The following is a 15,688-nucleotide window of genomic DNA, read 5'->3' on the forward strand; positions in this document are numbered from 1 at the left end:
CAGAATGCTTGAACGCATCATTCGTTTTTCCCTGAAGCACCGATGGTTTGTTTTGTTGTTTACTTTAATAATCGCCGGAATGGGAGTGTATAATTTTCAGCATCTTCCCATTGATGCGGTTCCTGATATTACAAACGTTCAGGTACAAATAAATACTGAGGCCATAGGTTTTACCCCAATGGAAGTGGAGCAGCGGATTACTTTTCCTATTGAAATTGCCATGAGCGGAATCCCGAATCTTGATTACACGCGATCTTTATCGCGTTACGGTCTTTCACAAGTCACCGTCGTTTTTAAAGAGGGTACTGATATTTATTTTGCCCGTCAGCTGATCTATGAACGATTACAGGAAGTCAAAAATAAGTTACCCCCTGAAGCAGAAACCAAATTAGGTCCTATTTCTACTGGATTAGGTGAGATTTTCATGTATACCGTGAATAACAAGCCTGGAACGCCAGTCAGTCAACAATACAGTACTACTGAACTGCGAACCATTCAGGATTGGATCATTAAGCCTCAATTGAGAAATGTTCCGGGTGTTGCCGAGGTGAATACAGTCGGTGGTTTTACAAAACAGATTCACATCACTCCTGATCCAGGAAAACTGGTGCGCTATCATTTGAGTTTTAAAGATGTGATTACTGCTTTGGAACGGAATAATGCCAATATTGGCGCAGGGTATATTGAACGAAATGGGGAGCAGTATCTTATTCGAGTCCCTGGTCAGGTTCAAAGTCTCGATGATATAAATAATATAGTGATAGCGAGTTTTGAAGGTACTCCTGTTCGTATATTGAATGTCGCAGAAGTAAAGCCGGGCATGGAACTACGAACCGGGGCTGCAACAGAACATTCTAAAGAGGTGGTTCTCGGTACAGTGTTTATGCTGATGGGGGAAAACAGCAGAACAGTAGCCCAACGTGTGGCAAAGCAATTAGCATTTATTAACATCGCCTTGCCTGATGGAGTAGAAGCCCTCCCTGTTTATAATCGCACGACGCTCGTAAACGCAACGATTAATACAGTTAAAAATAATTTGCTTGAAGGTGCATTGCTGGTTTGTATCGTTTTATTTCTCTTTTTGGGTAATATCCGAGCTGCTTTGATTACGGCGATGGTTATTCCTTTATCCATGTTATTAACCATCAGCGGAATGGTCAGTAGTAAAATCAGCGCCAATTTGATGAGTCTTGGCGCTCTTGATTTTGGTTTGATCGTTGATGGGGCGGTGATTATTGTTGAGAACTGCATCAAGCATTTAGGTCGTGTTCAGGAAGAACTTCAACGGACTCTTAACCTGGAAGAACGCTTAAAAGTGATTTCCGAGGCAACCACTGAAGTCATTCGCCCCAGTATTTTTGGTGTTTTTATTATTACTGTAGTGTACCTGCCTATTCTTACCTTGACTGGTGTTGAAGGTAAAATGTTTTTACCTATGGCTGAAACAGTGATTATCGCGCTTTTGGCTTCAATGCTGTTTGCACTGACTTTTGTTCCAGCAGCTATTGCTATTTTTCTTAGGGGTCGGGTACGGGAAAAAGACAATATTTTGGTACATTATTTAACACTTGGATATGAAAAAATTTTAGCTGTCTGTATTCGTGAACGAGTTAAGGTACTTATTTCAGCGTTCATTTTGGTGATCGTGAGTCTGCTGGTGACCTTTCATTTAGGCGGCGAATTTATTCCAAGCCTGGACGAAGGAGATATTGCAATGCATGCCATGCGTATTCCTGGAACAAGCTTGACACAGGCAATTACCATGCAACATCTTGTTGAAGAGAAAATCAGTCAGTTTCCTGAGGTAAAACGTGTATTCTCCAAGATAGGAACCGCTGAAATCGCTACTGATCCCATGCCGCCCAGTGTTGCGGATACTTTTATCATTATGAAATCTCGTACTCAATGGCCCAACCCTAAAAAAACCAAGCAGCAACTGGTGCATGAAATAGAAGAGGCCGTGAAGCAAATACCGGGTAATAATTATGAGTTTACCCAACCCATCCAAATGCGTTTTAATGAACTGATTTCTGGAGTACGCAGTGATGTTGCGGTAAAGATTTTTGGCGATGATATGAATATTTTAACTGCGATTGCTGATGCCATTAGTGGGCAATTAAAACAAATCCCTGGATCTGCGGATATAAAAGTGGAACAGGTGGAGGGATTGCCTCTTTTTACAGTGGAGATCAATCGAAATGCTTTATCGCGATACGGATTGCAGATTGCTGATGTGCAGGATGCTATTACTATCGCGATTGGGGGTAAAAAAGGCGGTGAACTGTTTGAGGGAGACAAAAGATTTGATTTAATTGTTCGTCTCCCGGAAGAATTACGAACAGATCCTCATGTATTGCGCTGGATACTCATTCCATTGCCTCTTGCCAAGGATGGAGAGCGGCATTTTATTCCGCTTAGCGAAGTGGCTGCATTAATTCGCAGTGAGAGTCCTAATCAGATAAGTCGTGAAAATGGCAAGCGCCGAGTGGTTGTCAGCGTTAATGTGCGGGATAGGGATTTAAGTTCTTTTGTTAATGAGGCTAAATCGAGTGTGGAACAGAACATCAAAATACCGAGTGGTTATTGGGTCGTTTGGGGAGGTCAATTTGAACAGATGAAATCAGCATCTCAACGCCTTGCTCTGGTGATCCCTGTCACTTTGCTGGTCATTTACCTTTTGTTATTTATGAGTTTTGGCAGTGTACGGGATGCTCTATTGGTTTATTCCGGTATTCCTCTGGCACTAACTGGCGGTGTGTTGGCTCTGTTATTAAGAGGAATTCCCTTGTCGATCTCAGCTGGTGTTGGTTTTATTGCTCTTTCAGGTGTGGCGGTATTAAACGGTCAGGTCATGATTGCATTTATTAATAAACTACGTGACCAAAACCATCTGGGTTTGCAGTCTGCAATAATACAAGGTTCAATTGCCCGATTGCGACCTGTATTGATGACAGCTCTGGTTGCTTCTCTAGGATTTGTTCCTATGGCTTTAGCCACTGGAACGGGAGCGGAAGTCCAAAGACCACTGGCAACTGTGGTTATTGGTGGAATTATTTCTTCGACTTTTCTTACTTTGTTGGTTTTACCGGGATTGTATTATTTATTTCATCAATACGATAAAGAATAGGCAGCGTGGTTGCCCTGAGTGAGAGATCTAAGGTTTTGATTCTCTAGGGATAGGTTGTGTTGACCATTCTGATTTCGACGTCCCGCGACTAGTTCGCGGGATCCAGTTTGATCTTGATGAATATATTATGTTCGTTATTGATTCTGAATTTCTGGATCCCGCGAACTAGTCGCGGGACGTTGGGAAACGTATGATGCGATGTTGGGAATCGTATGATGTGACGTTGGGAATATTTTGATGAATTGTCATCACACCCTAATATTTTACTACTATTCATTCGGATAATTGCTCCGTATTGTGATTTAATTGAGCAGCGGGGCGGCTAAGGAAGGATTTATTATTTAATTGCCAATAAAGCCTCTGAGCCTTAAAAGGCATGAGTAGCAAATTAATAATTTTGTTGTCGGATTGCTGCAAGTAAGCAGGGACACCTATAGTAATGGAACTCTGAACTACATTCAGTTTTATTGTCCGATGCAGCTTATCCCAAAATGAAAATACCACACCATAATTTCGATTCGTTTCGTCCATGAAGTTTGAATGATGGATGCCATGCATTCTTGGCGTGACTATTATTTTATTCAGCATTTGTTCTAAACGTAGAGGGAGGCGTATATTGCTGTGTTGAAAAAAGGTACTGGCCTGAAAAATAAATTCATAACAAATGAATATCAAGGGATTGATACCCAATACCGCTAACTGAACCAATCGAAACACACTGGAGTAGGCAATTTCAACTACATGAAAACGCATGGAAGTGGTTACGTCCAAATCGGGATCGGCATGATGAACATTATGAAATCGCCATAAAAGCGGGACTTCATGATTGAGTCTATGCCAATAATAAAACGTTAAATCCATGAGCATGAAACCTGAAAAAAAGTGAACTAGGCTATTCGATTGAACTAGGGACAACAGTCCAACGCCATGAGATTGGGTAAGGTCAACAGTGAATTGGGCTACAGGAACTATAAATATCTTGGCGCTAAAATAAACCAGAATGGTGAAGCTAAGATTAACAATCCATCGTTCCATGAGTTGTCTGACAGGTTTTCTTAATGGTTTTTTATATTCAAGAAATAACAAAGCAAGATAAATAATGGCCAGTGACAGTGCGATAATAAAATGTATTTGGGTAAAGTCACTTGATGTCATTATGTCAAAATCCTAATGCTATTGTAGCGATCGAAGTGTTGTATTATGAGTTATTTAACTCATTTTGTTTATTAGAGAAAAAGCTGGAGACACTAATTCCTTTTCTTTCCCGGTTAAATCGGGAAAAAATTCCAGTTTCCAACCAACCTTGGGGGGTGTTGTTATTAATTGATTGAATGCTTTGATTAATTGTTCATCGGTTTTTTCATGATTATCAATGGTTGGGTAGGACTCCGCGTCTTTACGGTGTGGTTCGAAAGCAATAATCAGTTGTTTAAAATAGGAGACGGTAACGAAATCATCGCGCTGTGCAATTCGTAAACTGGTTTGTTCCTGTTCGCAGCGTACGTAAATAAACTGGAGATCATCGAATTCAGCACGGAACAATTGCCTGTCCGATTCACGTAACATGGCTTGTGAGACTATGATAAACGGGTTATTTTTCTTTAGTTCTTTTATTTTATTAATGATTGTTGAACTCAGTTCAGTTGTCATTTGGCGTGTAAAGGGTCGTTCATCGCGAACGGCCAGCTTCATTTCTTCAGTGAGAGCCTCGTCACCATCCCAATAACAGGCTCCTGACTTTTGTTCCATGAGTCGTCCAATGTAGGTTTTACCGACTCCTGGTAAGCCAAATAAAAAAACTATCATAGACTTCCTTTTTCTAGTCGCATCCATGCCCTACAGTGTAGGGACGCAAGTAAAAATCCTATTCCTCACTCAGGGAAAAGTAAAGAGTGTTCGGTTATAAAAATTACACGGTTATTTTGCAATACCTCTTGAACCTTGGATACATAATAAGTTATTAATCAATCTGAGCTCGAAAGAAGCGAAATACCAAATAAATAGATTGGCGATCAAATAAAGGACTAATGATATGTATAATGACAAACTGATCGAAGGAAATCCAAAGAAACCCCCAACATCCAATGCCTTGCCCAGTCGGGCTTTAGCAACTCACTTTGTAATGGATGCTGAGGCTGATAGAACTTATTACCTCAGAAGTACTGTTCAAGGAATCGGGAATTTTATCTCGACCCGGGCATCAGAACTTTATAATACTCTGGCGATGACTTTTTCGTTAGACTCTATGGATTTCACCAATTTCAAAAAATACATCTGGCCTGTTATTACATCGGGAGCGGCTTTAGCCATAGGCGATTATGTCATGGGAGGAATCAGTGAATTTCAAACTGGTGTTCCTGAATATGATTTTATTTACAAATTCTTTTTTGGTGCAGCAATATTAGGCTATTGCGCGATGCACCGCATTACAGAAACCGAGTTTAAAACAACGGCTGGACTTTCCGCTGCTGTTGCAAGTGAAGTGGTGGCAATTACTTATTTGTACAGTTCGATTTTCAGTGGTACCCGTTTGATGATAGGTGATTCTTTATCCGATGGTTATGCCTTTGTTGCCAGTTTAGGTAGCAGTGCTCTGGTCGTACCAAGCAGTGTTGCTTTTTTAACTCAAAAGTTGCAGGATTTATTGGTCAGATACCAATACAGTAGAGGAGCACAACGATCTGATACTGCAGTGATAAGCAGTGGATTGACGCCATTATCCAATTTGTATTTTCAGTTGAATCATTTTCTTGTCTCTGAATTGATGTCCAGTTCGCGCATGTTTCAGTTAGGATTAATTTCACATAATATTCTTAATGCGGAACGTATAGTTCAGAAATTCAGAAATCTTCCTGCCTTGCTTGCCGATTTAACCCCTGAAACGATTAGAAAACTACTGGATCAGCAAAAAAAACTCAAACAGGATTATGAATATAATAATACCTTGCACAAGGTACTCCGATTTACTCCACAAGGATCGGTATTTGTAGAAATTCCGAGATACCGTCTGCGGACAGGGGATTTAGTCTATTGTGACGAGCGGGTAGATTTGTCTTCAGTCCCTTTATCAGGAGAAATTGTCGCGTTACAGCGAAATAAAGAGGGCCAATTTATAGAAAGTCCAGAGCAACGAAAATTCAGTGTCAATCTGCGCGCTCAAAATGGAGAAGACGTGTGGATAGAACATTTATCCAAACCTGACTTTTCCAGTAAGTACAGTAAGGTTGATTTACATGCCATTCATGATGGAAAGCAGGCTGGTGTACTGGTTGGCGATAAATTGAATCTGTATGGGAACGATAATATGTTCATACAGATTAAGCCGGAAAAAGAGCTATTATTAAGTGGTGGTTATGAGAAAAAATCGGTTATTAATCAGATCGTTGCAGAACGCAAACAAAGAAGTGTTTTGCACTCGATTCTTGCATCCATCATTATGGCTGGTTTTTTACAAAGAGACATCATCACCTTGCCAGCTGAATCTTTACGTTTAATGTTCACTTTATTTCAAACGATGATTCCTTTTTCGGAGGCATTTTTGCGTGATGCAGTAAATAGCCGATTAATGAAAAAACTGAATAAAAACATGGAAGGTAAACCATTTGAAACGATTGATGCGCTAAGAGTTGTGGATTTATGCAATGCCTTGGGAGGTTATTATCATGATCGTTTTCCTAATGGGGTAGCGATAATTTCTGATAAAACCGGAACTTTGACTACTACTAAAATGGATGTTCTCGGTTTGTGGTCCATGGGGATGCCTGAAGACGTTCAACACGTATTAAAAGAAAAAAAGGAATTGCTATTGCCAGATGAGCGTTTGCAAATGGAATCGTTTGAGGTCTTTGCCAGCGCGTATACCAACAATAAAAAAGAGTTGGAACCTGAAGAGCATGCGATTTTGGAATTATTCAAGGCATTAGTAGACAATGAGCACTGCTTGCAGGTCAGTATTCTGGGAAATAACCACTTTAAGAAAACCATTACTGTTGAAGACAAGGCAAAGGAAATTGAAAGCTTTCATTTAGGTTTATACCGTACTTTTGGTGGACGTTTCACTTTGGTAGATGAAGGTAATAATAAATATTTGGTATTTTGTGGTGTGCCGAAGCAAGAGGTATTTAATAACACCACTTTAATGCAACATTATGCCGCAATGCAAAGCAGGAAAGGAGTATTATCTCGAGACTGGTGCATAGCCCGTACACCAATTTCAGAACAGGAATCGATTAGTTTAAAGCAATTATTTGATGAGGATAATAAAAAGGGAATTGAAGCTTTTATTCTGAATCACCCTGAAATGATAAACAACATGCAGCATTATGTTACTTTTATTATTGATAACCCGGTAAAAAAAGGTGCGGAACACTTTATTGGACAATGCCGGGAAATTCATGTTCCTGTTTTCGTTGCTACTGGAGATACGACCAAGGCTGCGGAAAATATAGCCAGAGTTTTATGTCCTGCCTATGCGAAAAATATTCTGTCAATTCGCGCTGATAAAGTGGAGACTCTGGAGCTTGATGCTCTGGATGAAGAGGCTATTCCTTCTGATTCAACGGTTATCTATTCTGGCATCAACTCTGTTGTCCTTTCTCATTTCAAACAGTTGTTAGCCAGAGAGAAAGCGATGCGTCCTGTAATTATTTTTGCTGAAATGAGCACGGAAGGAAAAGGCATATTAGCCCGATTTCTCAAAGACAATCAGTTCTTTGTAGTTGCTAATGGGGATGGTACTAACGATGTCATGATGATGAAAAATTCAGATGTTGTGATTGCTCATTATTCTGATGATAATACGTTTGCACCAGGTGTTGATTCTTTATCCAATATCAGTGACGAACAATTACGTCATCTTTTTGGATCGAAACAATCATTTTATGAATTATTTGATATTCATCTTCCCGATAGCCTGTTCAGGCAGCAATTTACTCCTCTTGCTAATTCTCAGGAAAAACCCAGTCTGGCTTTAGCATTGAAAAGTGGAAAAATGAGTTTTGATTTGGTTCATGCTGTTGGGGTGACCGATGTTAAAGAAATGTATCAGCAACATTGGTTCAGCGTTGCTTTTGATTTGATGTGGTTGTGGATTGCATTCTACGAAATCAATCAAAGTACCGATTTACCTATGGACAATCAAAATATCAGCGCATCTCGTTTCATTACTCAATCGATGGGGATAGTCATGCTGATCGCTGTTTTTCAATCGCTGGCTAATTATGCCCTGGCAGGAGAGTCTACCAATTTGACGACCATGCTTCTTATGTTATCGATGCTACCTATTGTCCTTAAAAGTATATTTTCTGGATTTAGAATGGTGCAGGAGAGGCTATATCCAGCTCCTGAACTGCATGAAAGTGAAGAGGATGAGGAGCCTCAAACTCGTTCACGTGGGGGTATTATGGGTTATCTGGGTACTCTATTCAGATCAGGACGGCAGAGTCCGAGTCAGGTTCAATCCATAAAGGATGCACCGCAGTTAAAAGAGGCGCCAGAATTCAAATAATTACTGTTGGCTTGAAATTAAAGAATTGGACAACGAGCTTATAGCTGTTTATTCAAAGTAATTTCAATAGTTAGCGAGATCTCGATAACTTTTGAATTTAAAAATTGAACATTTTGTCAAGAAAAACTTAAGGCATCATTGGAAGCGGTTCACTCGCGATGACGGTTGTTTTACTCGAGTCTTGTTACGTCATCCTGAACGCAGTGAAGGATCTCCTTCAAAGTGGCGGAATAACTGCCTAGTTGCCACAATCAGGAGATCCCTCGTTTCACTCGGGATGACGGTAAGGCTTCGGAGTCTGATCAAGACAGATTTTGCTTCGCAAAAACGTTCATGGCTTCTATTAAAAATACGGCCAAATCGGGATGATATTGGGTATAAAACTCGCGAAAATCCTGATGCTCAAGATACACCTGACCCAAGCCAATGTAAGTGTCCTGATTGGGGGTCCAAAAAGTTTTTACCCAAGTATAATGTGTTCGAATTAGTTTCTGTACCTCATCGGATTCCGGTTTTAAATGATGGGTTAAGGCGTTGACCAACGCTTTATTTAAGTCATCTCCTGCTTGTTTAAACTGTTCCCAGTCATTCTTTTTCCAATCCTTTACTTTATTCCAACTCTCATCAATCTCTTTTTGCGTTATCGTACCCTTATCCAGCAGGTATTGCTCATGTTCCTTTTGCTTTGCAGGATCAAAGCCATCATACAGTTCTTTATCACGCATGGTTAATTTACCTCTTATATGTGAAATGGTTTTATCAATCGTCCTGATGAGTTTATCTGTTCGTTCAAGACTGGATTGCAGTATGGATTTATGAGTTTTTAATGACTCGATTTTATCGAAATCATCACTACTGATAATCCGTTGTATGTCGTTCAGAGGAAAACCCAATTCACGGAAAAATAATATTTGCTGAAGCATCAACAATTGCTCTTCTTCATAATAACGATACTGATTTTCGCCATAAAAAGCAGGCTTGAGCAGACCAATTTCGTCATAGAACCGAAGAGTGCGCGCGCTAACGCCTGAAAGCTCCGCTAATTTTTTTACTGTGTAGTGCATTTTTAACTCCTCTTACCGACCAGACACACGATAAGGGATTACGTAACGTTAAGGTCAATAGTTAATTTACAGTTCTATTCTAATTTATTTTAGTTTGTTTTTTGCACAATCGCTCTTCAATTTTAAACGGCTTATCAATCGGCCATTTTTTTTAAAAGCGTCTATAATCAGTACGAGTTACAATAATAAATAGGGAATACATCATGTATAAAAAATTTCTATGGATGGCAGCACTTGTTTGTTCTTTGGTACTGAGTCAATCCTCATTTTCAGATTCATGGGGGTGTGGGGAAGGGATGAAATCCATGTTGCAAACTTTGAAGCTTGATGATGAACAAAAGGCTAAAATCAAAACTATATTTGATCAACAACAAGCTTCAATGAAGGATTTTGGGACTCAAATGAGTGTGTTGGATACCCAAATCGATCAACAGATAAATGCAACCAAATTGGATCAGTCTGCACTGGATGATTTGGTTGATAAAAAAGCAAAACTGATTGGTTCTATGATCAAATCTAAAATTATGACCAAAATGCAGATTTATGCCGTTCTTAGTGCCGATCAAAAAACTGATCTTCAAAATATGATGAAAAAGCTGGAAGATAAAATTGCTGCAAAATTTAAAAGTTGTCATCAGAACGATTAATCCGGGCATGCAAGTTCATGGTTTATGTTCAGGCACCTGAATGTTTTTTGGGTGCCGATTTCCTGTAATAATTAATTGATTATTCAGTATATCTCCCAGATAATAAAATTCTTGATAATGTCTCTTGTATAATGTGGAGTATCTATGACTAAAAAATCCCATATTCTTTTAGCCTGGGTGCCGCATTTATTTTTATTTTATAAGGAAAAAGTATTTAAAAAACTAATGCCAATTATGTTGGTGTTGACTGTTTATGCCATTGTAATTGGTATTTGGTTTAGAAACACTTCAGGTTATGATCTGGGACAATTTCATCTTATTTTCAGTTTTATTTTAACGATTATTATTAGTTTTAGAGTAAACAGCAGTTATGGTCGCTGGTGGGAAGGGCGTACTCTTTGGGGCTCCATTGTAAATAACAGCCGTAATCTGGGATTAAAGTTTGATACCTTTTTTGGATTGAATCAGCATCCTGATTTTTACCTCTTGCTGAAGAAGTTGCCTGTTATTATCAAGGCCAATTTGCGCAACAATACTAAACTGTTAAAAGATGAGTTGGGCGAGTTAGGCATAACAGAATTTAAATCCCAACAACCAGTACTTCTGGTAGTCCAACCAATGTATCGTATCATTAATTCTTTACGTAACGGAACTCGGGACAGAGCAGAACAATGTACTCAATTGGAAAATCATTTGGCTGCTTTAATTGACATGTCTGGAGGTTGTGAGCGTATAGCCAATACTCGTGTTCCTCCTGCTTATGCATTTTTTGTGAAGCAGGCATTATTGTTTTATTCGTTAATGTTTCCTTTTGGATGGGTACAAACCTTCGGCGTGTTGATTATTCCCATGATGGTCATGATCGTTTATGTTTTATTAGGTTTGGAAATTCTCTCTGAGGAATTGGAGGATCCATTTAAAGTTTGTGATAATGGACTGAATCTTGATGTGATTTCTCGTAAGATTGAACTGAATATAGTACAAATTGCTGGAAATGAGCATGATTGATGTTCCAAAACCATTAAATTTCATGACCAAAATCAAAGAAAAAAACAGTACAAAAACGCACTCTGATACTCCTGAACTTATCAAAAAGCAATCCAATTTTTATTTATTAACAGGTGGTCCTGGTGCTGGAAAAACCACTGTATTGAACGAATTGGCGCGACAGAGATTTCAAGTAGTGCCCGAGGTTGCCCGCGCTATTATCAAACATCAAAATGCTATAGGGGGAAATGCTACTCATAACGGTGATCGGATTGCCTACTGCAATTTAATGCTTAAAGAATCCATAGATGATTTTATCGCTAAATCTGCCATTCAAGATGTTGTATTTTTTGATAGAGGGATACCTGATTTATACAGTTATTCCAAGCGATTCTGCGGGGGAGTCAATGACACTGTTACACAGTATGTTGATCAATTCCGATATAATGCATTGGCTTTTCTCTTCCCGCCATGGTCCGATATTTATTGCCATGATACAGAAAGAAAGCAGGATTTCCAGGAAGCAATAGATACCTACAATGCTGTAAAAGAAGGATATAGTGCCTGTGGTTATCAATTAGTTGAAGTACCTAAATGCTCCATTGCAGAACGAATCGAATTTATTTTAAATGCTATGAGACAACAGTAATATTTTACAAGCACTTGCATTAAGTGATATTGTTTTAAACCATGATTTATAATCCGAATTGAATGCGCTAAGGAAGGAGGAAATGATGAAGGTAGGATTCAAGTTGATTTCAGCAACGATATTGTTTGCAACCGCATCGGTGACTTTACAGGCCGCATCAGAGCAACCTATACAAACAGATCTATCCACAACACTTGCATCAGAACAAATCAGCAAAGATTCGAAAATTCAACAGTTTTTACAGAAAGAAACGCCTAATTTATCTAAGGATTTCCCCTATCGTATCAATATATTTACCCAAGGCCAGATTGACAAAAATAAAGCCGGGTTAAGGATTGCTGAAACAGCCAATCAATTTCAGAATGATACATCAGGTCTGCTTTTTTATTATGAATTAGTCAATAATGCAATGCGAGTACCTCACTGGCATGCTAATGCTACCGAAATAGGTACGGTATTAAACGGTAAAATGCGGGTGACCATTTGGGAAGGTACTGGTGTGACCAAAGTTTATACGGTTGAAAAACACGGTACCTGGATTATCCCTAAAGCCAAACTTCATGCTCTTGAAAATGTGGGAGACGAGGATATGAAGTTTTTAGTTGCTTATGATTCACCTATTGCAGCTGATCGGGATTTTCTAACCGCCTGGGCCTCATTGCCTGATGCTGTGTTGGCTCGTGCTGTAGGACTCACTGAAAGTGATATAGCAGGTATTAAAAAAACTACGGTAAATAAATTAAGCAGTTATGATCCTTCTGCCGGACCAGAGAAAGTGGATGAGTTCAGCCCTTTATCAAATAATTTCCGCAGAGTAAAACCATTGTATCAGACAGAAACAGGTTCAATTACCCGAATCGATTCCAAAATCAATCCTCATATGTACAGAATGGCTTTACAAAGAACCATTATGAAACCTGGCGCATTACGTATACCTCATTGGTATACATCTGGAGATGTTCTTTTATATGTTCACTCTGGAAATGGCTTTTTTAGCTTGATGAATAATGATGGCAAGGTTTATCATGCCTTGATTAAGCGTGGTGATTTAATTTCAATCCCGGTAGGAAATTTTAATTCCTTTTTGAATATTGGAACGGACGATTTGGAAATTTATGAAGCGTTCAATCGTGCTCATGACATCAATGAAATTACTTTAATGAATGGTGTTCAACATTTCAGTGTAGGAATGATTGAAGGGGCAACCGGTTTGAGTAAGGAAACCGTCAGAACAATTGCCAAACATAAAGAAGAGCCTTATATCGTTCCTTTTTAGGCGAGGCTTATTAATAGAGTCCAGGGAGTCTTAATTGACGTTGTAACCGCAATGAAGACTCCCTGGACTTTGTTCTATAGAGCGAGCCTTTCTCTTGAGTAATCCCATAATCATTTTAACAAAGATAATGATCAACTTTTCAGCTTAAACGTCCGTCTTTGCGAACGAAGAGAAGCAATCCAGAGCACAACTCTAATGAGGCTCTGTAGTGGATTGCTTCGCGATGCTCGCAATGACGGGTATTTCTAGTAGCATTGGGACTTAAGCAAATATATTTTTGGAGTTATATATTATAAGGGGATTCCTCTGCTTCTTTCGCTAATCCAATTGCTCTTGAGTAATCCCATAATCATTTTAACGAAGATAATGATCCACTTTTCAGCTTAAACGTCCGTCTTTGCGAACGAAGTGAAGCAATCCAGAGCATAACTCTAATGAGGCTCTGTAGTGGATTGCTTCGCGATGCTCGCAATGACGGGTATTTCTATTCCATTAATAAATGCTTTATCACTTTCCTGACCACCAGAAAAAGAAAAGGCAATGGTCTTCTCCAAAACCAATTCATCGTTGTTGATTGCGGCTACTCTAGTATGTAAGGTGCTCTGGTAAGGATCTATCCAAAATGTTTTTTCCATATTAAGCTCCAGAAAGAGAGTCCAGATCAACAGATTTGGTGACCATTCGATTTTTAACCTGAACATGAATCAGATAGATTAGCAGGCTGCCAAAGAGTGCGCAGACAGGTATTACAGTTAATGCATGTTGAAAACATTCAACACTGTATTGCCTCATCCCTTCAGGGTTGAAAGAACCTTCCCAGTACCAATCCATTACCTTTCCAATAAGTGTGTGAAAGAAGGAACCGCCTAACATATTGATGCAGTTTAAGAACGCTACGGTGATTCCTAACTGTTTATAGGAAACCAGAGTAGAACCGGCAGCAAATACGATAACCTGATAGCAGCACATAAGACCAATAGTAAAAAATAACAGGCTTAATAACCAACTGTTCATCATGCTATTGGATATCAGCAGCATAAAAGCCAGCGCTAAGCCAACGCCACACATTCCTATAACAGAATAATTACCTATCTTTTTACTCAAAAATGCGAGTACAGGTCCACCAAATATCATGCCTATATAAATAAATGAGACTAATGAGGCCGCTTCCGCTTTATCAAAATTATAGGCTGTCATGAGATAGGGAACCCCCCAAACATCAGCAAAGCCTTCCAGGGCTCCTACCATTAATAAGTTTGCAAACGCTAGAGTCCAGATTATCCAGGAGGAGAATAACGCAGACAGATGACTCAGTTGGAGTTCCTGGGCAGGTTTTTTTGTCTGAACCCTGGGACTACGGACAACCCAATAAGTACAAAGACCTATGGTCATAGCAATCAATGCAAGGGCGAAACCAACCTGTTGACCATTATAAGTCTGTATCCATTGTGTGAGTGGTTTGCCGCCATAGACTGCGCCCATAAGTCCCACACTAAAGGAAAATCCAATCATTTTGGCGTAATTCTCACTACTAAACCATTCTGATACGACTTTGGAAATCCCCAGAAATCCAACAGCTGAACCCGCTCCAATCATCAGTCTGCTTAATAGTGCCAGATAAAAATTGTCGGTATAACTAAACATAAGGGCACCCATGCCGCAGAGCAATGCGAAGGTGAACACTACAGTTCTGGCTCCAAATTTTTCGAGAAGAAAGGCCATAGGAATTTGCATTCCTGCATATCCATAATAATAAAACGCTGCAAGCAGGCCAAAACTGCCTGCGTCGATCGCAAAATGGGTCATTATTTCTTGCATCATCAAACCGGGCCAAAGGCGCAGCATGAATTGAAACGCAAAAAAAGATAAGGGAAAAAACCACATCAGGAACGGTAGGTATTTTTTGGGGGAGTAGATCATTTTAAACCTCTTTTAAAATCAGTTAGTGCACATTTCCGCTCAACCTCCCTAGAGAGGTACGGTAATTGGCAATAGCTGACCGCTCTAGGGTAAAGAGGGCAAGATAATAATTACTGAATGGTTTGTGTTGGATAATACAGCACAGCATGATACGACAAGCGCAGAGGAGCCTGCAGAAAAAATCGTATTTATTTGAGTACTGTACCGATTCATAAGGGTATTAATCTGATTAAATTATTACGTCCGATTAATTAAAATACCAAACTGCGCATTGATTTGTCAATATCACAGTGTGTTTTCATAAAGCTCCAGAAGTCTTTGGGTGAGTACTAAAATCGGGTGAGTTGCTTCTGGCCTGGATGCTTCATTGATAGTGGCTAAATATAGGAATAATTCCCAAATCCCCAGTGTTTTTGCATCCAATGGTCAGTTTTATATCCAATAACTGGCTGATTGTGTTCTGATTATTGATCAAAGCTTTTAGCGTGTGGTCAGTTGCTTGATCAGCCAGT

The 15,688-nt window shown here is 39.4% G+C and carries 11 protein-coding genes; 6 read left to right on the forward strand and 5 right to left on the reverse strand.

Translation table 11 applies throughout. The features are described from left to right. Positions 1 to 4: 4 nt before the first annotated feature. Positions 5 to 3,127: a CusA/CzcA family heavy metal efflux RND transporter gene (locus Lqua_RS01265; protein ID WP_058472506.1), complete on the forward strand. Its 3,123-nt coding sequence runs from the start codon at positions 5 to 7 to the stop codon at positions 3,125 to 3,127. A gap of 273 nt (positions 3,128 to 3,400) precedes the next feature. Here the strand turns inward: Lqua_RS01265 and Lqua_RS01270 are convergent, their stop codons facing one another. Together Lqua_RS01270 and Lqua_RS01275 are read right to left on the reverse strand one after the other, a co-directional pair. Continuing rightward, positions 3,401 to 4,282 (reverse strand): sterol desaturase family protein, encoded by an 882-nt coding sequence (locus Lqua_RS01270; protein ID WP_058472507.1) that lies wholly within the window; start codon positions 4,280 to 4,282, stop codon positions 3,401 to 3,403. Positions 4,283 to 4,336: 54 nt separating this feature from the next. Next, positions 4,337 to 4,933 (reverse strand): AAA family ATPase, encoded by a 597-nt coding sequence (locus Lqua_RS01275; protein WP_058472508.1) that lies wholly within the window; start codon positions 4,931 to 4,933, stop codon positions 4,337 to 4,339. Positions 4,934 to 5,159: 226 nt separating this feature from the next. On the opposite strand from Lqua_RS01275, the gene Lqua_RS01280 reads away from it, so the two are divergent. Beyond that, positions 5,160 to 8,633 (forward strand): HAD family hydrolase, encoded by a 3,474-nt coding sequence (locus Lqua_RS01280; protein WP_083501221.1) that lies wholly within the window; start codon positions 5,160 to 5,162, stop codon positions 8,631 to 8,633. Positions 8,634 to 8,935: 302 nt separating this feature from the next. Here Lqua_RS01280 and Lqua_RS01285 read toward each other — a convergent pair whose 3' ends face one another. Further along, positions 8,936 to 9,697, reverse strand: coding sequence for a MerR family transcriptional regulator (locus Lqua_RS01285; protein ID WP_058472509.1), 762 nt, complete (start codon positions 9,695 to 9,697; stop codon positions 8,936 to 8,938). Between the two features lie 203 nt (positions 9,698 to 9,900). Between Lqua_RS01285 and Lqua_RS01290 the strand changes: the two genes are divergently transcribed. The 4 genes from Lqua_RS01290 to Lqua_RS01305 all read left to right on the forward strand — a co-directional run bounded on the left by Lqua_RS01290 (position 9,901) and on the right by Lqua_RS01305 (position 13,256). After that, positions 9,901 to 10,344 carry a Spy/CpxP family protein refolding chaperone gene (locus Lqua_RS01290; protein WP_058472510.1) on the forward strand — a complete coding sequence of 148 codons (444 nt, stop codon included), beginning with the start codon at positions 9,901 to 9,903 and terminating at the stop codon, positions 10,342 to 10,344. A gap of 144 nt (positions 10,345 to 10,488) precedes the next feature. Further along, positions 10,489 to 11,352: a bestrophin family protein gene (locus tag Lqua_RS01295; protein ID WP_058472511.1), complete on the forward strand. Its 864-nt coding sequence runs from the start codon at positions 10,489 to 10,491 to the stop codon at positions 11,350 to 11,352. Further along, the gene (locus Lqua_RS01300) at positions 11,345 to 11,980 is read left to right on the forward strand and encodes an AAA family ATPase (RefSeq protein ID WP_238585506.1); all 636 of its coding nucleotides are present in this window, start codon (positions 11,345 to 11,347) and stop codon (positions 11,978 to 11,980) included. Before Lqua_RS01295 ends, Lqua_RS01300 begins: the two co-directional genes overlap by 8 nt. 82 nt (positions 11,981 to 12,062) lie before the next feature. Then, positions 12,063 to 13,256, forward strand: a complete 1,194-nt coding sequence (locus tag Lqua_RS01305; protein WP_083501222.1) for a cupin domain-containing protein — start codon at positions 12,063 to 12,065, stop codon at positions 13,254 to 13,256. Between the two features lie 431 nt (positions 13,257 to 13,687). On the opposite strand, the gene Lqua_RS01310 is transcribed toward Lqua_RS01305, so the two are convergent. Continuing rightward, positions 13,688 to 13,891: an alanyl-tRNA editing protein gene (locus Lqua_RS01310; protein WP_058472513.1), complete on the reverse strand. Its 204-nt coding sequence runs from the start codon at positions 13,889 to 13,891 to the stop codon at positions 13,688 to 13,690. Between the two features lies 1 nt (position 13,892). Next, positions 13,893 to 15,176, reverse strand: coding sequence for an MFS transporter (locus Lqua_RS01315; RefSeq protein ID WP_058472514.1), 1,284 nt, complete (start codon positions 15,174 to 15,176; stop codon positions 13,893 to 13,895). Positions 15,177 to 15,688: the final 512 nt, after the last annotated feature.

The sequence above is a fragment of the Legionella quateirensis genome, from assembly GCF_001467955.1.
GTDB lineage: Bacteria > Pseudomonadota > Gammaproteobacteria > Legionellales > Legionellaceae > Legionella > Legionella quateirensis.